The sequence below is a fragment of the Staphylococcus sp. MSU001 genome, from assembly GCF_052976705.1.
In genome coordinates this window covers 54789-73675 of sequence record NZ_JBRIKK010000014.1, presented here as the reverse complement: position 1 = coordinate 73675, position 18887 = coordinate 54789, and the positions used below count along the sequence as shown (strand labels likewise).

21 protein-coding genes and 2 pseudogenes are annotated in these 18887 nt (G+C 30.8%); all 23 read right to left on the bottom strand.

Going from position 1 to position 18887, the window contains the following annotated elements; genetic code table 11:
• Positions 1–65 precede the first annotated feature (65 nt).
• Positions 66–1040: a DNA polymerase III subunit delta gene (gene holA / locus ACVBFA_RS08005; RefSeq protein WP_237638976.1), complete on the bottom strand. Its 975-nt coding sequence runs from the start codon at positions 1038–1040 to the stop codon at positions 66–68.
• A 44-nt stretch (positions 1041–1084) separates the two neighbouring features.
• A complete protein-coding gene (locus tag ACVBFA_RS08000) occupies positions 1085–3301 on the bottom strand; it encodes a DNA internalization-related competence protein ComEC/Rec2 (protein ID WP_126122384.1) in 2217 nt (738 codons plus the stop codon).
• A 3-nt stretch (positions 3302–3304) separates the two neighbouring features.
• Positions 3305–3766 carry a ComE operon protein 2 gene (locus ACVBFA_RS07995; protein ID WP_002446577.1) on the bottom strand — a complete coding sequence of 154 codons (462 nt, stop codon included), beginning with the start codon at positions 3764–3766 and terminating at the stop codon, positions 3305–3307.
• Positions 3767–3845: 79 nt separating this feature from the next.
• The gene (locus ACVBFA_RS07990) at positions 3846–4520 is read right to left on the bottom strand and encodes a helix-hairpin-helix domain-containing protein (protein WP_126122385.1); all 675 of its coding nucleotides are present in this window, start codon (positions 4518–4520) and stop codon (positions 3846–3848) included.
• A 58-nt stretch (positions 4521–4578) separates the two neighbouring features.
• Positions 4579–5298, bottom strand: coding sequence for a class I SAM-dependent DNA methyltransferase (locus ACVBFA_RS07985; protein ID WP_002446579.1), 720 nt, complete (start codon positions 5296–5298; stop codon positions 4579–4581).
• A 2-nt stretch (positions 5299–5300) separates the two neighbouring features.
• On the bottom strand, positions 5301–5654 hold the full coding sequence (gene rsfS / locus ACVBFA_RS07980) for a ribosome silencing factor (protein ID WP_002457756.1): 354 nt from the start codon (positions 5652–5654) through the stop codon (positions 5301–5303).
• Positions 5655–6239 carry a bis(5'-nucleosyl)-tetraphosphatase (symmetrical) YqeK gene (gene yqeK, locus ACVBFA_RS07975; RefSeq protein ID WP_002475691.1) on the bottom strand — a complete coding sequence of 195 codons (585 nt, stop codon included), beginning with the start codon at positions 6237–6239 and terminating at the stop codon, positions 5655–5657.
• Positions 6226–6801 carry a nicotinate-nucleotide adenylyltransferase gene (locus ACVBFA_RS07970; RefSeq protein ID WP_002446583.1) on the bottom strand — a complete coding sequence of 192 codons (576 nt, stop codon included), beginning with the start codon at positions 6799–6801 and terminating at the stop codon, positions 6226–6228. The genes yqeK and ACVBFA_RS07970 overlap by 14 nt, the downstream gene beginning before the upstream one ends.
• A complete protein-coding gene (yhbY, locus tag ACVBFA_RS07965; RefSeq protein WP_002475687.1) occupies positions 6801–7091 on the bottom strand; it encodes a ribosome assembly RNA-binding protein YhbY in 291 nt (96 codons plus the stop codon). Before yhbY ends, ACVBFA_RS07970 begins: the two co-directional genes overlap by 1 nt.
• Positions 7091–7900 (bottom strand): shikimate dehydrogenase, encoded by an 810-nt coding sequence (gene aroE / locus ACVBFA_RS07960; RefSeq protein ID WP_046044265.1) that lies wholly within the window; start codon positions 7898–7900, stop codon positions 7091–7093. Before aroE ends, yhbY begins: the two co-directional genes overlap by 1 nt.
• Positions 7901–7915: 15 nt before the next feature.
• Entirely contained in the window at positions 7916–9016 is a 1101-nt protein-coding gene (gene yqeH / locus ACVBFA_RS07955) for a ribosome biogenesis GTPase YqeH (protein ID WP_001832784.1), read from the bottom strand.
• Positions 9017–9520 (bottom strand): YqeG family HAD IIIA-type phosphatase, encoded by a 504-nt coding sequence (locus tag ACVBFA_RS07950; RefSeq protein WP_202595933.1) that lies wholly within the window; start codon positions 9518–9520, stop codon positions 9017–9019.
• A 43-nt stretch (positions 9521–9563) separates the two neighbouring features.
• Positions 9564–10250: a 5'-methylthioadenosine/adenosylhomocysteine nucleosidase gene (locus tag ACVBFA_RS07945; protein WP_002475168.1), complete on the bottom strand. Its 687-nt coding sequence runs from the start codon at positions 10248–10250 to the stop codon at positions 9564–9566.
• Positions 10251–10448: 198 nt separating this feature from the next.
• The gene (locus ACVBFA_RS07940; RefSeq protein WP_046044266.1) at positions 10449–11693 is read right to left on the bottom strand and encodes an NRAMP family divalent metal transporter; all 1245 of its coding nucleotides are present in this window, start codon (positions 11691–11693) and stop codon (positions 10449–10451) included.
• Positions 11694–11704: 11 nt separating this feature from the next.
• A complete protein-coding gene (gene pxpA, locus ACVBFA_RS07935) occupies positions 11705–12457 on the bottom strand; it encodes a 5-oxoprolinase subunit PxpA (protein WP_002490285.1) in 753 nt (250 codons plus the stop codon).
• Positions 12458–12459: 2 nt separating this feature from the next.
• Complete coding sequence (locus ACVBFA_RS07930; protein ID WP_070592834.1) at positions 12460–13818, bottom strand: acetyl-CoA carboxylase biotin carboxylase subunit; 1359 nt, start codon at positions 13816–13818, stop codon at positions 12460–12462.
• Positions 13819–13831: 13 nt separating this feature from the next.
• Positions 13832–14074 (bottom strand): annotated as a pseudogene (locus ACVBFA_RS07925) (acetyl-CoA carboxylase biotin carboxyl carrier protein); the annotation flags it as partial.
• 89 nt (positions 14075–14163) lie between these two features.
• Positions 14164–14272: pseudogene (locus ACVBFA_RS07920) on the bottom strand (acetyl-CoA carboxylase biotin carboxyl carrier protein subunit); the annotation flags it as partial.
• Positions 14273–15277 carry a 5-oxoprolinase subunit C family protein gene (locus ACVBFA_RS07915; protein ID WP_126122387.1) on the bottom strand — a complete coding sequence of 335 codons (1005 nt, stop codon included), beginning with the start codon at positions 15275–15277 and terminating at the stop codon, positions 14273–14275.
• Complete coding sequence (gene pxpB / locus ACVBFA_RS07910) at positions 15267–15998, bottom strand: 5-oxoprolinase subunit PxpB (RefSeq protein ID WP_126122388.1); 732 nt, start codon at positions 15996–15998, stop codon at positions 15267–15269. The genes ACVBFA_RS07915 and pxpB overlap by 11 nt, the downstream gene beginning before the upstream one ends.
• Before the next feature lie 487 nt (positions 15999–16485).
• A complete protein-coding gene (gene greA / locus ACVBFA_RS07905; protein ID WP_002457767.1) occupies positions 16486–16962 on the bottom strand; it encodes a transcription elongation factor GreA in 477 nt (158 codons plus the stop codon).
• 30 nt (positions 16963–16992) lie between these two features.
• Entirely contained in the window at positions 16993–17616 is a 624-nt protein-coding gene (gene udk / locus ACVBFA_RS07900; RefSeq protein ID WP_002446596.1) for a uridine kinase, read from the bottom strand.
• Positions 17616–18884 (bottom strand): peptidase U32 family protein, encoded by a 1269-nt coding sequence (locus tag ACVBFA_RS07895; protein ID WP_046044269.1) that lies wholly within the window; start codon positions 18882–18884, stop codon positions 17616–17618. The genes udk and ACVBFA_RS07895 overlap by 1 nt, the downstream gene beginning before the upstream one ends.
• Between the last annotated feature and the right edge of the window lie 3 nt (positions 18885–18887).

Here is an 18887-nt window from a genome sequence, read left to right as displayed (position 1 = left end):
ATTCCTTTACAAGCAATATTTCTATTGTTGATAGGATATATTTTATATTTGCTACCTCAAACTTTTTATAGAGATAGTATGAATAATTCTAAAATAAGTTGTTTATCCATATAAGATGATTTTAGTTTGTAGTCAGTCTCTGCACAAGCGTTTATGATGTTAAACAAACTTTCTAGTTTATAATGACGGGATTGATTGAGTGCTAGTTTTACTCTATAAGGATGTGCATTTACAGTCTTTGCAATTTGTTGCCCACTATAGCCTTTTTGACTAAGAATTTTACATTGATAATATAATCTATAATTACTAGTAATTAATGCCAGTAATTTTATAGGTTCCTCTTTCATAATAATTAAGTCATTGACTAATTGTATAACTTTATTCTTTTTACCTTTTTGAATGTATTCAGTTAGTAGAAAAACATTTTGCTCTAAACTTCTATTAATAATTAGATCGATATCTTCTTTATTAATTATAGGTCTTTCGCCTATGAATAAAATTAACTTTTCCAATTCTTGAGAAACAATATTATAGTTAACACCAGTTAATTCAATAAATAATTCAAGAGCATCTTGCTTAATATCTTTATAATTATTGTTTAGTGTATTTTTAATCCAATGCTTTAATTCCTTCTCAGACATTTGTTCAATTTTCTTAAGTTGTGCATTTTTCTTTAATGTTTTCGTGAGTTTTTTTCGCTCATCTAGTTTAGACTGATACACTTCAAAAATAATGAGATTTTCACCATCATATTTTTCTAAAAATTTTATAAGCTCGTCAGAATTGTGATTTAAATCTTTAGAAAATTTTTCTCCTGTAAAAACATATGAGTTTTTAACAACAATTGCTTTTTTATCCGAAAAAAAAGGCATAGTAAGTGTCTCTTCAATAATCGGAGTTAGGTCACTCTCGTACAAATTGTATTTTACATAATTAAAGTCATCTATCTCTTGTCCTAGATAATCATTAACAATTTCTTTTGTTTTTTTTTCGACTAATTCTGGTACTTCACCGTAGACAGTGAAGATATGGTTGCTCATACGTACACCTTCCTCTATATATCATACGCATGAATTATATCACTTTACGATATACTTTCTCTAGCTAAACTCTTTTGATTTAAAATATCACGGTAGACTATGTAAACTTCTTCATCTAAATTTATAGTTAATTCCCCGTTGTCTTGAGTATCAAAAACTTTACTACCATAATATTTTAATCTTTGAATAACATCCAAATTAGGTAAATGATACTTATTATTTTTACCACTAGATATAAGACTGATTTTAGGTTCAATATCTTTAATAAATAATTCCGAACTACTTGTCCTACTTCCATGATGACCAACTTTTAGAATATCTATTTTTGGTAAATTATATCTCTTCATAAGAATGTCTTCATTATTAACAGTTGCATCTCCCATCAGTAAAATATTAATATCATTATATTGAATTAATGTAACAATAGAATGTTCATTTTTATCATCACTTAATGGTATAAAACTATTTAAAAAGCTTATCTTACTATTATCAATTTCTATTTTTTTAACTTGGTTTACATCTATGATCTTTATCTCTTTCTCCTTGCATTTTGTCGTAACCTCTTTAAGTAATTCTAATGGGAAACTTTCAATATTTAAAACGAGATTATTCACATTAATATTATTTAAAAAATATATTAATTCACCCATATGATCAGCATGAGGATGTGTAATTACTAAATAATTTATAGTGGTAATACCCTTTTTCTTAATACTGGGTAAAATTTTATATTTGGCAATATTATTATGTTTAAAACTTACATTTTCATTTCTTTTCCCTCCTGTATCAATCAAAACATTTTTATTTGACTTTGTTTTGAATAAAATGCTATCTCCTTGGCCCACATCAAAAAGTGTTAACTCGGCATAATGTGGTCCAATTAAATGTGTAAAAATGATTAAAACAATTAAAAAACTTAGTACGGATGTAACAATCCCTCTATAGACAAGTATGTAAAGAAAAATTAACGTTAGTATAATCAAAATAAGTAAACTATATTGGTTTAATTTAGGAATGTACCACTTAAAATGATTTAAATTTAAAAATAAATGAACTATCCAATCGTGAATTTTAAAAAGTATATTTATATAAGTATTTAATAGGAAGCTATGTTGAAAAATATGAATTAAAATAAAGTAGATAATGACAGAAGGAAATAATATAAAAGAGTAGAATGGAACAAATATAAAATTAGATAGCAAACCTATCCATTGAAATTGATTAAAATGATAGGTATTAATTACAATTGAACCTAATTGAGCCAAAAAGCTAATAATAAATAAACATTTAAGTGGTTTTAAACCACTTATATATGGTTTTGTCAATATAATAAATAAACTTATCAAAAAAGAGAACTGAAAACCAATATGATTAATAAATTGAGGATTTAAGACAATCATTAACACAAATATAAATGAAAGCACATGTATAGAACTTTTCCTAAAATGGATTGGCATAATAAGTATGATGATTGCAATTGAAATAGCACGCATGGCACTGGGTACAAATCCAGTATAAACAGCGTAGATTAATAATAGTAAAATAGTTACACCTTTAATGAGAACTAGAGGTATATTTAAACGTACTAACAGTTGATAAACGAGGACAATAATTGTACCAACATGTGTACCACTTATAGCTAGTAAATGGTAAATACCTATATCTCTGATGTTAGATTTGTAGTATTCATCAATTAGAGAGGTATCACCAGTTATCAACGCTAATATTCTTTCAGGATGCGTGACTCCAGATTTATGAATAATTTTGGTGATATAATTTTGATGATGATATATAGGAGTGAAAATACTGTTTTCCTGGCAAGACTTAAATTGAACTGTTGAAATATTCAACAAGAGAAACTCTTTATCGAATTTAAATTCTCCTTTAACTCGACAACTTTTATGAGTTAAATCTTGCTTCAAATTTGACTTTAATGCTTTATAAAAGTATCTATAGTCTTTATTTTTATAATTTAATATGCCAGTATAGTATGTTGATTTAGGTGTAAAAGATTTAAAACTAACAAAATCATCAATAAAAGGTTCACTATATAAACTATTTAAGTTTTTAATTTCAGTTTGGTTATAGGAACTTATTAAAAAAAATGAACTTATAGCTGAAATAAACATTAATGATAGTATTATAATATTAAGCCTTTTAATCATAATTAGTAACAAAAGCGTTAATATTAAGGAGATAGAGATTACTTTGAATTTTATCCAAAGTACCCCTACCAAAAAAGAAAGAGCAATGTAAAACATTGGTTATTCTTGAGTCAGATATTGAGCAACATATTCAGGTGAAAACGGAATTTTTTTATATTCAATTCCTGATTGCTTCAATAATTTAATGGCATAGTCATGATTATGATAATCTTGTGCATAGTAAATCGTTTTGATACCTGCTTGTATTATTGATTTCGTACAATTTAAACAAGGGAAATGAGTAACGTAAATCGTTGCACCTTCTGTTGATACACCCTGTTTTGCACATTGTAGTAGCGCGTTCATTTCTGCATGAATAGTACGTATACAATGTCCATCTTCAATCAAACATCCCTCATCAATACAGTGCACTTCTCCAGCTACTGAGCCGTTATATCCACCCGCTATTATTCTATTATCCTTTACGATTGTAGCACCAACTGATAATCTTCTACACGTTGATCTTAATGCCAGTAAATGACTCTGAGCCATGAAGTATTCTTCCCATTTAATTCGTTCCATTAACTATGCCTCCTTAAAATAAGTAGTTGTAATATTTATAGCTTAATCATTTAGATTTAATATTGCAATAAATGATGATTTAAATAGTAAAATGTTCTTTCAGTTTTTCAAATGTCTTCTTTCCAAATCCTTTTATTTTCATTAAGTCATTGATACTATTAAATCCATTATTTTTTTCTCTGTAATTTAAAATATCTTTAGCTTTACTTGGACCTATACCTGGTATGTTTTTCAATTGTTCTTCAGTAGCAGAGTTTAAATTCAAAGGTTGATTCGTGTTGATTTTTACGTCACTCGAATTCAATGCTGCTTGCTGTGAGTCTATTTTCATACTATTCTCACCCTTTTTAGGAACATAGATAAGTTTTTGGTCAACTAATTTTTCAGAAAGATTTAATTGTGATAAGTCTGCATCCTTTAATACCTCTGCTTTATTTAAAGCATCAATGACTCTATTCGAAGAAGACATTTCATATACATTCGGATGTTTAACAGCACCTTTAATATCGATAAATATTTTAGTTTCTTTTGTATTATCTTTTTCAATAGACACTTCTTTTTTATTTAACTTTTTGTTGTTTGTTATTTGCTGGTCAGATAATTTAGATTGTCCTTTCTGACTATTCTGTTTCAAATCACTATTGTTATCGTTGAACAAGTAAAAAAAGAATGTTATTAACATTATTAATATAATTAAGATGTAAAATTTCCATTTCATAAAAAAGTCGATATATCGCCTATTAATATTAAACACAAAAAATCACTCCTTCAGTATTATTAACGTACTGAGAAGTGATTTTACTTTTAAAAATTTATTTTTTAGCAACAAAAAATAAACGATGGGCATCTTCTTCATGACTGTGAATGTTAAAGTCTGTAAAAGTCTTAACACTATGATACCCAACATCTTGTAGTAAATTTCGATAGATTTGTTCGTCATATGTTCTTTGATAATGTGATTCGTCAAAGCGTCGATACAATCCATTTTGCTGTGATACAAAGAAAGTCATTTCATGATAAACACTTAATGGTTCTTCCCCACATATTGCATCCCAACCTACAAAAACATTATCAGATTCATCAATATAACTTTTATTATTAAATAATGTTTTCATTTTATGAACAGTATGTACATCAAAAATAAAAACACCATTTTTATTTAAATGCTGATACACTCTTTCGAATGTCATTTTTACATCATTTAATGTTTCTAAATAATTCAGTGAATCACAAAATATTGTAATCATATTAAATTTTTTGTTCAAATTAAAGTGAGTCATATTGCCTTCGATCCACTTCACCTGATTTGTTTTTTGGCTAGCTATTGATAACATATCTACACTAATATCCATACCAGTAACTTCACCTAGTGATGTTAGTAATTGTGTTAAGTTGCCAGTACCACAACCAATATCTAACAAATCATGACTATCAGAAGGTAAGAAATGTTGAACAATATTAAACCACGAATGATACGGTTGATCTTGAGTAAGTTGGTCATAAACTAAACTCATATCTTCATATTGATTCATGACTAAAATACTGCCTGACCATATTCTTTAATAGGTGCATCTTGATACAATTTCTCTAAATTGTAGTAGCTTCTTTCATCTTTATGAAACACATGAACAACTACATTTGCTAAATCAATAAGTATCCATCGAGCTTCTTGATAGCCTTCCATACGTTTAACTTCAATATCATGTTTATGTGCCACTTCTTTAACAGATCTAGCAATGGACTGAACTTGACGTTCATTGTTACCGTGACAGACTACAAAATAATCTGTCATATCACTAATTTCATTCATATTGAGAGAAATAATATCTTCCGCTTTCTTATTCTCTGCCGCTTCGACAGCAATATTTAATAATTCTTCTGAATTCATTTAATCATCCTTTATTCTTTCATCGCTATAATTATAATAATTTAAACACGCAATTGTGGCGTCATATACAGTAATATCCTTTTCTATTAAAAATAATACAGTGCGCTTAGAAATCTCATAAATTGTCTTATCTAAGCTACCTTGATTGTATGCCATATCTCTAATTTCTTCAACTCCAGGCGTTTTTCTACCAGGCTCTATATAGTCTGCAATAAAAACAAGTTTCTCAGTTTTAGTCATTTGTTGACGTCCAGTCGTATGATATTTTATAGCAAGTAAAACTTCTTCATCATTTACACCAAATTCATGTTTCATAATTGCCGCACATACTGGTCCATGAAGAATCTCTCCACCATAACTAAGCAAATCACTTTCAAGGTCATATTGTCTAACAATTTGATACATTGTACTTAAGTCTTCGTATTTACAGTAATCATGTAATATACCTGCCAACTCAGCTTTTTTGATATCACCATCGTATATTTCTGCTAACTTAACTGCGGTATCCGCCACTCGTAATGAATGTTGATAACGTTTATCAGGCAGTTTTTCTTTTACCAGTTCTTTAGCTTTACTTATCTCCATATAACCCCTCCTCCTTTATATAATTCTCTACCCCTTTGGGTACTAAGACTTTTATAGATTGGTTCATTTTCACTCTATTTCTAATCATTGTGGAGCTTATATCTATTCGAGGTATCTTTATAGAAATCATCTCTTTACTTACATTTTGGTTATCAGTTTCTCTATTCACAACAATAAAGGTTACAAGTTTTTTTAATTCATTAATTTTATACCACTTATCCAATTGTTTATACTGATCTGTTCCAATAATAAAGTATAACTGTGCATTATGATATATTTTTCTGAGATGCAAAATGGTTTCATACGTATAGCTTGGACCTTTTCTATCTAAATCAGTAGTGCAAATTTCACCAAATCCAATCTCCTTAATAGCGAGCTGTATCATTTTTACTCGTTGTACAGAATATAATTGCGTATTATGATGCTTTAAAGGGGCCATATAACTAGGCAAAAAGAAAAATATATCTGGTTTAATAGCATGATAAACCTCACTTGCTACTGCTAAGTGAGCAGTGTGAATCGGGTTAAATTGACCGCCAAAGAGAACGATTTTTTGATTCATTATGGCAATTTGATTTCTTTATTTTCTTCAGACTCTTTATATAACACAATCATTGACCCGATTATTTGTACCAATTCACTTTGCGTTTGCTCAGCTACTAATGCTGCTAAATCTTTTTTATCATCAAAATTATTTTGTAATATATGAATCTTAATTAATTCTCTCTTTTCTAATGTTTCAGAAATTTGTTGAATCATATTTTCATTAATACCACCTTTACCTATTTGGAAAGTTGGATCAATGTTATGAGCTAAACTACGTAAATATCTTTTTTGCTTACCAGTTAACATCATAATTCTCCTTTCAATTCATGAATTACTACGTTTTTCATTGCTTCTATATCTGGTTCTAGATTAGTCCAAATTTTAAAACTTTCAGCACCTTGATGAACGAACATATCGAGACCATTATAGATTGGATTTCCTCTTTGTTCAGCTTCTAGCAGTATTGGTGTTTTATATGGATTATAAACAATATCACTTACTAAAGTATGAGAAGCTAAACGATTTAAAGAAATTACAGAATCTTTATTGCCGTACATACCAGCAGGTGTAGTGTTTATTATAATATCAAATTCATCTAAATGGCGTTCTGCATGGCTTAAATTTATTTTGTTAATATTTAACGACCAATTATTAAAACGAGACATCGTTCTATTTGCGATTGTTATAGTAGGACGAACGATTTTATATAATTCATTTGCTATGCCTTTACTTGCTCCACCTGCACCTAAAATTAATATATAAGCGTCTTCTATACCTTCATATATTTGCTTTAAACCATTGACATAACCAATTCCATCAGTATTATAACCAATCCACTTACCATCTTTAATTAAAACTGTATTTACCGCACCGACAGATTTCGCTTGTTCATTAATATCATCTAGGTACGGAATAATACGTTCTTTATGTGGAATAGTAACATTGAATCCATCAATGCCCTTTTCTGAAATTATTTTTTTAATGTCTTGCAATTGATTAACTGGTACATTTATCGCTTCATAAGTGCTTTCCAAATTTAAAGATTGAAAATTTGCATGATGCATCAATGGCGATAATGAATGAGAAATGGGGTTTCCAATTACTGCAAATTTCACTTTTATCACCTCATTTTAGAGAATTGAATTTCTTAAAATAACATCTACATGTTTTGGAACACGAACTATCACTTTTGCACCAGCATCAATAGTTATGAATCCTAAACCAGATATCATTATGTCACGTTTAGTTTTACCGGTTTCCAGTCTTACTGCTTTTACATCATTAAGATTAAATTGTTGTGCATCTTGAGGTGGTGAAAGCAATGCGCCTAATTGGGATTTCCATAAATCATTAGCTTTTTCGGTTTTAGTTCTATGAATATTTAAATCATTAGAAAAGAAACAAACAAGTGGTCTTTTACCACCAGATACATAATCAATGCGTGCCAATCCTCCGAAAAATAATGTCTGTTTTTCATTAAGTTGATACACACGTTGCTTTATTTCATTTTTAGGTATGATGATTTTCAACTCATTTTCAGATACATAGTTTGTCATTTGATGTGATTGAATGATACCTGGTGTATCAAACATAAATGATTTTTCGTCTAATGGAATATCTATCATATCTAAAGTTGTTCCTGGAAAGCGTGATGTAGTTACTACATCCTTTTCTCCCACACTCTGTTCAATTAATTTATTAATTAATGTAGATTTCCCAACATTTGTTGTACCTACAATGTATACGTCATCTTTATTTCTTACATGGTTTATAGATTGCAATAATTCATCAATCCCCCAACCTTTATTTGCAGAAATAAGAACGACATCTTCTGCTTCTAATCCATATTTACGAGCAGATTTTCTTAACCATTCTTTTACACGTCGATGATTAATTTGTTTAGGTAATAAATCTATTTTATTTGCCACTAATATAATTTTTTTATTACCAACAATCCGTTGTATTGCATTGATGAATGACCCTTCAAAATCAAACACATCTACTACATTGACAATAATTCCTTTTTTTTCAGATAGTCCAGTAAGTAGATTTAAAAAATCTTCACTTTCCATACCCACATCTTGAACTTCATTATAATTTTTCAATCTAAAACATCTTCTACAGATGACATCTTCTCGAAACATATTATGTTCTGGAACATAGCCGGGTGCGTCTTTATTTTCTGACTGTAGGGGAGCACCACATCCAATACATTTTAGTATTTCATTCAATCAATTTTCCTCCCATTTAATATAACCTTTTTTTCTAAAATGATTTAATAATCGTCTTTCAATTAATCGATTAAACTTTGTAATTAATCCATCAGTCCGTTTAACAGGTACTACCATAATTGTATATAAACCATTACAATTGCCACCAAACACATCAGTAAGCATTTGATCTCCTACAACAACAGTTTCTCTCGGTTGGATTTTCATTTTTTTTATAGCCATCTTAAAGGCTTTCCCCATTGGTTTACGTGCTTTGAATATATAATCTACACCTAAACTACTAGAGAAACTTGATACACGACTTTTATTATTATTTGACACAATTGTAACAGTTATTCCTAAATCTTTAGCCTTAGCAAACCACGATTTAACACCGTTAGTAGGTTCTTTAACATCCCAACCAACAAGTGTATTATCTAAATCAGTTATGATACCTTTAACACCACTATCGGCAAGTTTTTCTATATCAATTTCAAATATTGATTTCACATATGCATTTGGCATAAATAATTTTTTTATGATTCCCACTATCTTTTCACCTTTACCTTTATAATGATTCTACTAATAATGAAACTGTCTCACTAGATGATAAAGCTGCTTTATCTAAAAATTCTTCAAAAGAAATATCGGCTTTACCGTTTGCTAAGTCCGAAACAGCTCTAGTTACGATAAATGGTACTTTAAATTGGTAACATGTTTGCGCAATTGCAGTTGCCTCCATTTCGACAGCCATAGCTTCTGGAAATTGTTGCTTAATTTTTTGTCGCTGCTCTGAGCTACCTATAAAACTATCACCACTAACAATCATACCTACTTTACCATTCAGTTGTTGTTGTTCTAATACATGCATTGTTTTTTTCAATAATGTAGGATCAGTAGTATAAGTTTTAGGCATTTGAGGTATTTGTCCAAATTCATAACCAAACGCTGTAGCATTAGCATCATGATATAAAACATGGTTACTCACTAATATATCTCCAATAGATAGTGTTTGATCTAATGCACCTGCTGATCCAGTATTAATGACGACTTCAGGATTAAATTTTTCTAATAACAAAGTCGTTGAGATAGAAGCATTAACTTTACCTATACCACTTTGTGTTAAAACCACCTCTTTGTGGTTTAGCGTGCCAACATAGAATTTAACATGCGCAATATTTATTTCATTCATATCATTCAATTTACGCTTTAAAATCGTCACTTCTTCTTCCATTGCTCCAATAATTCCTATCATATATCTTTTTACACCTCATTTATAAAGCATTAGCATAAGTATTTTATCACATTTTAAATATCTCCACGATAGCGAGTTTTAAAGTATGAATGCTTAAATCACTATGATTAAATAATATCTCTTCTTATTTATAATTAAAAACTACCCTGCAATTGATTTAAAAACAGTTGCGGGTAGTCATTGAACTTTATTATACAATTAACCTTTCCAAAGACTTGCTAAATCTTGTAATGAAAAAATACCAGTCATTATCGTGACAATGACGGCTATAATACCAAAAACAAGCATCCATGTTGGGTGTTGGTAATCACCAACGATAGATTTTTTCCTACTTGCAATGAGAATTGCACCTAATGTGATTGGTAGAATCCAACCATTAATCGCTCCAGCTATTATAAGTAAACTCACCGGTTTACCAATAAATAAGAAAATAAAAGTTGAAATTACAATAAATATAATAACGATAAGATTATTTTTATGGAGTAACGATTTGTGTAGTGTTTTTAAAAATGTTGCGCTTGTATATGCAGAACCAATTACGGAGGACATTGCTGCTGCAAATATTACTACACCAAAAATATTTTTACCTATAGGACCTAATGCATGTTGGAAAACCGATGCTGGTGGGTTATCTGAACTAAGCGTAACGCCAGTTACAACAACACCTAGTACAGCTAAAAACAATAAGGCACGCATAACACCAGTTGTTAAAATACCTGCTATAGCAGATCGATTTACGAAAGGAAGGTATGTCTTACCTTTTATACCAGAATCTAGAATTCTATGTGCACCTGCAAAAGTAATATAACCCCCTACTGTACCACCTACTAATGTAATAATAGGTAATATAAGTTTGAAAGGATGTTCAGGTGCAAATGTATGTACTAATGCATCTCCATAAGGGGGATTTGAAATGACCATGACATAAGCTACTACTAAAATCATTACGATACCTAGAATCATACTAATGACATCCATTATTTTCTGACCACTTCTACTAACAAAGATAAGAATCGCAAAAATAGCTGTTATTGCAGCACCCCATTTGACATCAAGACCAAATATTGCATTTAAACCTAAACCTGCACCAGCAATATTACCTATGTTAAATGCGAGACCTCCAAATGCAATTAGAATGGAGATAATAGTACCAAGTCCAGGTAATACTTTATTAGATATTTCTTGTCCACGTAATCCAGTTACCACTAATATTCTCCAAATATTTATTTGAGCGCCTATATCTATAATAATAGAAATTAATATTGCGAATGCAAAACTAGCATAAAATTGTGCAGTAAACACTGCAGTTTGAGTAAGAAATGCTGGACCAATAGCTGATGTAGCCATTAAAAAAACTGAACCATATAATAATCGTCTATGCTTTTTTGTGAATTTAAAATTTTGTCCTTTTTGATTGAAATCTTGTTTTGTATTTTCCCCCATCTTTTGACCCCCTATAAGGATTGAATATCAATGCCTTCTTTCATTAATTCATTTCTAATTTGCGTAACAAATTCTAATGCGTGTTCACCATCTCCATGAACGCAAATTGTATCTGCTTTCAAATCGATGATTTTTCCATTTTTACTTATAACTTTATTTTCCAAAACCATTTTTAATGCTTGTTGGATTGCTTCGTCTGTATTAGTGATAGTGGCATCGGTTTTTTTTCTACTTACCAATTGTCCATCATCTTCATAACGACGGTCAGCAAATACTTCCGAAGCTACCCTAAGCCCAACTAATTCAGCTTCCGAAATAAGTAATGTATTCGCTAAGCCGACAAATATTAGATTTGAGTCGAAATCAAAAACTGCTTGAGCAATTGCATGTGCAATTTCTTTATTTCTAGCCCCCATTTGATAAAGAGCACCATGTGGTTTAACATGCTTCATTTTTACATGATTGATTTTACAAAAGCCACTTAACGCACCTAATTGATATACAACTAAGTTATAAATTTCATTTGGAGTAAGATCCATTTTACGACGACCAAAGCCTTTCAAATCAGGAAGACCTGGATGCGCTCCAATACTTATATTATTTTTTTTCGCTAATTGAACGGTTTCATTCATAACATCTTCATCACCTGCATGATAACCACAAGCAATATTAGCAGAAGTTATTAATGGTAAAATATGCTGATCTCCACCGAATGTATAATTACCAAAAGCTTCTCCTAAATCACAATTTAAGTCAATTTTCAACTTCATTTCACCTCTTTAATGATTTGATGTTTTTCAAGAAATTTAATATCTACTTTACTTGCATCGCCTTTTGCATATATTGGATAATTTAAAACCGCATATAGAAAGTCAGCTGTAGTAGTAAAACCTTCGATGACCAGTTCATCTAACGCAACTTTTAGTTTATTAATAGCAGTTTGTCTATTAGAATCCTTTACAATCACTTTAGCTACAAGTGAATCATAATAAGGAGAAACTTGATAACCTGTGTAAAGTAAAGAATCTACACGTATATTAAATCCTTGAGGTAAGTGTAATTTATTAACTTTTCCTGGAGTAGGTAAAAAATTTTTTTCAGGATTTTCAGCATTTATACGTGCCTCAATTACATGACCATTAAATAAAATATCTTTCTGAGTGAATGGTAATTCACCGTGTGTTAATAAATATAACTGAGCTTGTAATAAGTCTCTATCAGCACGCATTTCTGTAACTGTATGTTCAACTTGAATACGAGCATTCATTTCAATAAAGTAATGTGCATCTTCAGTAACTAAAAATTCTATAGTTCCAGCACTACGATATCTTGAAGCTTGAGCTACTTTAACTGCGTCGTTACATATTCTTGTTCTTCTTTGTTCAGTTAATGCAGCACAAGGCGATTCCTCTATTAATTTTTGATTCTTTCGTTGAACAGAACAGTCGCGTTCACCTAAGTGAACATAGTTATTTTTACCGTCTCCGATAATCTGCACTTCTACATGTTTTGCTACTGGTATGAATGCCTCTACATACACTCGATCATCGTTAAAGTATTTTTGTCCTTCACTTTTAGCCTCTTTCAAAGCCTGATCCAATTGAGATGCTTCTTTAACAATTCTTATGCCTTTCCCACCACCACCACTAGCTGCTTTTAGTACAACTGGAAATCCTATTTCTTTGGCTAATAATTTAATTTCATCTACACTTTGAACAGCATCATTAGAACCTGGTATAACAGGTACTCCTGCTTGTTTCACAGTTTGTCTGGCAGTAATTTTATCCCCCATCATTTCCATAGTTTTCTTACTAGGACCAATAAAATGTATATGATTGTCTTCAACGGCTTTCGCAAAATTCGTAGATTCCGATAAGAAACCATAGCCAGGGTGAATAGCGTTTGATTCTGTAACTTTTGCAGCAGATATAATACGATCAATATTTAAATAACTGTCTAATGGATTTGCTTCACCTATGCATATTGCTTGATCGGCTAAACTTACATGTAAGCTAGTTTCATCACCTTTTGCATAAATGGCAACTGTCTCTATGTTAAGCTCTCTACAAGCTCTTATAATTCTTACTGCTATTTCGCCTCTATTTGCAATCAAACATCGATACATCAATGAATTCCTCCTATTTAACTCTGACTAGTAGCTGATCATATTCAACATTGTCTCCATGTTCTACTAATATTTCTGTGACCTCACCTGAAACATCCGTAGTTACTTCATTCATAACTTTCATAGCTTCAATGTAACCGATAACATCTCCTTCAGTTACTGTATCGCCAACTTTAATCTTAGGTTCTGTTAATTCTTTACTATCTTGTAAGAAGAATGTTCCAACCATAGGAGATTTAATCTCTTGCTGGTCATTTGATATGGCTTCTTGTTTTTCATCATAGGATTTAATATTATCTTGTTGAATATCTTGAGATAACTGTTGTGAATATTGTTGAGATGCTCCATTAGTAAAATCAAGTTCTATTTCATTATCAGCGTCCTTATACTTAAATTTTTTTACATCATTAGCTTTTACCAATTTAATGACTTTCTCAATTTTTTTAATATCCATTTAACTATCCTCCTTAATTATTTCTGCAATTTTATTAGAAGTATGTCTAATATGATTTAGGTTAAACAATGGTTGCTCATCAAAACGCTTTAATAATTGTTCAAATTTAGACTTAAATTCTTTAAGCCTTTTAGAAGCTTCTTCAACAGTTATCCATTCAAACTGTATAATGTCTCCAGGCTTCATCTGTGCTAATTTTCTTAAATCTAATTGTGTTACCGTTGCAATTTTTGTATAACCACCAATTGTTTGTTTATCATTTAAAAGAATAATGGGATTACCGTCGCTAGGTACTTGAATACTGCCCAAAGCGACAGGTTCAGAAATGATATCAGCACTATTTTTAGGTGCTACTGTATTACCTTTTAATCTGTATCCCATTCGATCTGATTGATCAGAAATTTTGAAATCACTATTTACGAATTTAGATATCGTTTCTTCATCAAATTCATTGATTTGAGGTCCTTCAATGACGTGTATGTAATTATTATCAGGTATAGATGAGAAATCAATTGTTTTTCCTAAATTAGTTTTATAGTTATGATTAACTTGAGTTGCAATAACATCGTATTTCTTTAATGCACGACCTTTAAATCCGCCCATTCCACTCCTAACATGTGTAGAATAGCTTTGAGCCACTTTATTAATTTTAAGTGGGTGCCCAAAAACAATATATCCTCTTGCTCCTTCAGTGATTTGACCAATGTCTAATTGATCTCCGTTTCTCACATGATAAACGGTTAGTAAATCAATTTTGTTACCATTAAGTTTCGGTTCTGAATCACCACCGACAATGGCAAAAGTATTGTCTGTTAAAAATTCTATCTTAGGACCTGCTAACGTATATTCAATTGCTGGTCCTTGATTTCCGATAAGTTTTTGTGCAATAGAAAAACTATAGTAATCTAAAGCACCTGCTTCAGAAAATCCTAAATCCTGATACCCAATTCTACCTATATCTTGAATTGTTGAAAACAGACCAGGCTTTAAAATTTTAATACTCATCTTGATATGTCACCCACTTATCTATATCAAATTTTCCTTTATTAATATCGTTTGATATTTTTTCAAACTCTTGATAATTAATACTATAAAATTGTATGTAATCACCAGCTTCATATAACGTCATTGGTGACCTATTTAAATCGAAAACTTTTATTGGTGTGCGACCAATAATCTGCCAACCACCAGGTGAGTCCATAGGATATAAACCTGTTTGATTATTTGCTATTCCAACAGAACCAGCGTTAATTTTGATTCTAGGTTCAGATCGTCTAGGTGTGTGCAACTTAGCATCTAATCCACCTAAGTAAGGGAAACCCGGCATAAACCCAAGCATATAGATTAGATAAGGTTGTTGTGTATGTATTTGAATAACTGCTTCCTGACTTAATTTATTAACGTTAGCTACTTCTGATAAATCTGGACCAAAATCTCCACCATATAATACAGGTATATGAATGATACGCTGTTTAAAATGTGATTGTTTTCCACTGTTCAAACCTTCATCAAATTCTAAATTTTCTAATAATTCAGCTCCATTTATCTCTGAGTTATCAAAGTAAATTAGAATAGCACGATAAGAAGGTACAATGTTTGTTATTTCTGATAAATTTTTCGATTTTATGTATTGAATTGTATGTTGTACCTTTTTGAACGTAGATTCACTAATTTCATTTTCAAAGTAAATCATAATTGTTTGTTCATTAATAAATTGTGTCCTCAAAACAAAATCCCTCCTTTTAAAAATACTAAGGAATTATTTGTTACAACAATTTTATTGTACCATTGCAATAAAGATGTTGTTTAATAATTAATTCAAATAGCTAATAATAACAAATAATAAATTGAATTAAAGTTATTAGGTTATCTTAATTATTGCAAACTTCTAAACATTAAATTTCTATTATCATTTAATCATATTGATGACAGTTTGTCATACTGTGTTGTATAAAACCTTATCAAACATATGTTTAAACTATTCTCAAATTACACAAAAAAAACCTGAGACATCAAAAATAGTCTCAGGTTTTAAAGTGCATTGAAATGTAATCATAACTATCAAAATACAAGAATAACACTTTTTAAATGATATATTAGAATCTTATATATACAAGGTTCTACTCAAAATTTCTCTATATTACTATCCGGAATCGAGTTTAGAAAGTAATTCAATGATTTTTAAGTTTGACTTCCCACATTTAGTAAATTATTTACTTAATTTCAACGATTTTAACGTTCATTTCGCCACCGTTAGGAAGTGGAACACGTACTTGATCATTTAATCCTTTACCAATTAATGCTATTGCCATTGGAGATTCGTTAGAAATTTTTCCTTTAAATGCGTCAGCTTCAGCAGACCCAACGATTTGATAACTTTCTTCTTCATCTCCAGGTAATTCAATAAAAGTAACTGTTTTACCAATTTGAACTACATTGTTATCACCGTTATCTTCAATGATTAAAGCATTTCTAATCATGTGTTCAATACGTTGTATATCTTGTTCAATAAAGCCTTGTTCATCTTTAGCAGCATCATACTCAGAGTTCTCAGATAGGTCTCCAAATGAACGGGCTACTTTTATTTTTTCAACTACCTCAGGTCTTTTAACCGTTTTTAATTCTTCTAATTCTTGTTCAAGTTTCTCATAACCTTCTTGAGTCATAGGATATTGTTTTTGGTTTTCCATAAATCTCATCTTCCTTTACTATAAAAATTACTATTTTTTGCTTACGAGTGATTGGATTTTAGTAGTCATAATATCTATGGCAACTTTATTGCTGCCTCCTTCAGGAATTATGATGTCAGCATGCTTTTTTGTAGGTTCAATAAATTGCTCATGCATAGGTCTAACTACATTAAGATATTGATTAATTACTGATTCCATTGTACGACCACGCTCTTTAGTATCTCTAGTAAGTCTGCGTAAAATTCGTAAATCAGCATCAGTATCAACATAAATTTTCACATCCATCATGTCTCGTAATGTCTTGTTTTCTAAAGCAAAGATACCTTCTACGATAATAACATCTTTTGGATCAAATGCAATTGTTTCTTTACTACGTGTATGTTGAGAATAATCATACGTAGGTACCTCAACTGGTTTGCCATTTCTTAAATCTTTTAAGTTATGAATAAGTAAATCATTATCAAATGCAAACGGGTGGTCATAATTTGTTTCAAGCCGTTCTTCAAATGTTAAATGTGATTGATCTTTATAGTAATAATCTTGTGCTAAGAGTGCGACACTATGACCTTCTAAATTCTTCATAATTGCATTTGTAACTGTAGTTTTTCCAGAGCCCGAACCCCCTGCAATGCCAATAATCGTTGTCTGATTCATTAGCCAATTTCCTTTCTCATCATGTTGTTAGAATAAATAGGCTTATCTACTTTAATTTGTACAATTTGTAATGGATGACGTGCTGCATCTAAAGAATTACCTTCTTCGTCGTAAATCGCTTCAACAACTTGTTTAAAACTATCAATTTCTGGGCCGAAGAACTCAATTTCTTGTCCTGGTTTAAAATGATTTCTCTGTTGTATTGTTGCTAATTGTGTTTCATGGTCATAATCTAGCACGAGGCCACAAAAATCATAAGATGACTTTTTAGACTGTTCTTCACCAAACATTTGCTCTTCATAACCAGGTGTACCTTGAAAGAAAGCTGGTGCTGTGTCACGATTTGCACATTTATTTAATTCCATTAACCATTCCGGTTTTATTTTAAAGTTTTCGGGGTCCTCAGCATATGCATCAATGACTTTACGATATACAGAAACAACTGTAGCAATGTAATGTATAGATTTCATGCGTCCCTCAATTTTTAACGAATCGATGCCTAATTCCATCATTTGAGGTATAGATTCTATTAATTTTAAATCTTTAGGACTCATTGCAAAAGGAGTAACATCACTGTTGTCATAATATAAATCTAGGTCTCCATCACTATCAACTTCAAGTAAATCATAGTCCCATCGACAACTCTGACAACAACCACCTCGATTAGAATCTCGAGCTGTCATATGATTACTTAAAGTACAACGACCAGAATATGCGATACACATTGCGCCATGTATAAACGCTTCTATTTCAACATCGACTTTTTCTTTCATTTCACTCATTTCCATTGCACCAGTTTCACGTGCAAGTACAACTCGGTCTAATCCTTCTTGTTTCCAAAATTCAACAGCTTTATAATTTGAAAGAGATTGTTGCGTTGATAAATGAATTTCTAGTCTAGGCGCAACTTTTTTACAAGTTTCTATGATAAGAGGATCCGCTACTATAATACCTGTAGCACCTGTAGATTCAAGGTTTTGCAAGTACTCTTCTAGTCCCTCCATATTTTCATCATGTGCAATAATATTCGTTGTAACATAAATTTTAGCGCCATAATGATTAGCGAAGTCTACACCTTCAGCAATCTCTTCCATAGTAAAATTATCAGCATTAGAACGTAATCCATATTCTTGGCCACCTAAAAACACTGCATCTGCACCATAGTGAACAGCAATCTTAAGTTTCTCTAAGTTACCAGCTGGTGCAAGTAGTTCAGGCTTTTTCATTATCTTTTGGGTCTTGGATTTAACTTCTTCTAAAGTTTTCATTTT

Coding starts and splice junctions, on each gene's coding strand:
- ACVBFA_RS07995 (WP_002446577.1), bottom strand. CDS start 3,766: ATGGAACGAATTAAATGGGAAGAATACTTCATGGCTCAGAGTCATTTA.
- ACVBFA_RS07970 (WP_002446583.1), bottom strand. CDS start 6,801: ATGAATCAAAAAATCGTTCTCTTTGGCGGTCAATTTAACCCGATTCAC.
- rsfS (WP_002457756.1), bottom strand. CDS start 5,654: ATGAATTCAGAAGAATTATTAAATATTGCTGTCGAAGCGGCAGAGAAT.
- yhbY (WP_002475687.1), bottom strand. CDS start 7,091: ATGTTAACTGGTAAGCAAAAAAGATATTTACGTAGTTTAGCTCATAAC.
- ACVBFA_RS07945 (WP_002475168.1), bottom strand. CDS start 10,250: ATGATAGGAATTATTGGAGCAATGGAAGAAGAAGTGACGATTTTAAAG.
- ACVBFA_RS07985 (WP_002446579.1), bottom strand. CDS start 5,298: ATGAATCAATATGAAGATATGAGTTTAGTTTATGACCAACTTACTCAA.
- udk (WP_002446596.1), bottom strand. CDS start 17,616: ATGAATCAGACAACGATTATTGGCATTGCAGGGGGTTCGGGCTCTGGA.
- ACVBFA_RS07930 (WP_070592834.1), bottom strand. CDS start 13,818: ATGTATCGATGTTTGATTGCAAATAGAGGCGAAATAGCAGTAAGAATT.
- ACVBFA_RS07915 (WP_126122387.1), bottom strand. CDS start 15,277: ATGAGTATTAAAATTTTAAAGCCTGGTCTGTTTTCAACAATTCAAGAT.
- ACVBFA_RS07950 (WP_202595933.1), bottom strand. CDS start 9,520: ATGCCAAATGCATATGTGAAATCAATATTTGAAATTGATATAGAAAAA.
- greA (WP_002457767.1), bottom strand. CDS start 16,962: ATGGAAAACCAAAAACAATATCCTATGACTCAAGAAGGTTATGAGAAA.
- yqeK (WP_002475691.1), bottom strand. CDS start 6,239: ATGGAGATAAGTAAAGCTAAAGAACTGGTAAAAGAAAAACTGCCTGAT.
- holA (WP_237638976.1), bottom strand. CDS start 1,040: ATGAGCAACCATATCTTCACTGTCTACGGTGAAGTACCAGAATTAGTC.
- ACVBFA_RS08000 (WP_126122384.1), bottom strand. CDS start 3,301: ATGTTTTACATTGCTCTTTCTTTTTTGGTAGGGGTACTTTGGATAAAA.
- ACVBFA_RS07940 (WP_046044266.1), bottom strand. CDS start 11,693: ATGGGGGAAAATACAAAACAAGATTTCAATCAAAAAGGACAAAATTTT.
- ACVBFA_RS07895 (WP_046044269.1), bottom strand. CDS start 18,884: ATGAAAACTTTAGAAGAAGTTAAATCCAAGACCCAAAAGATAATGAAA.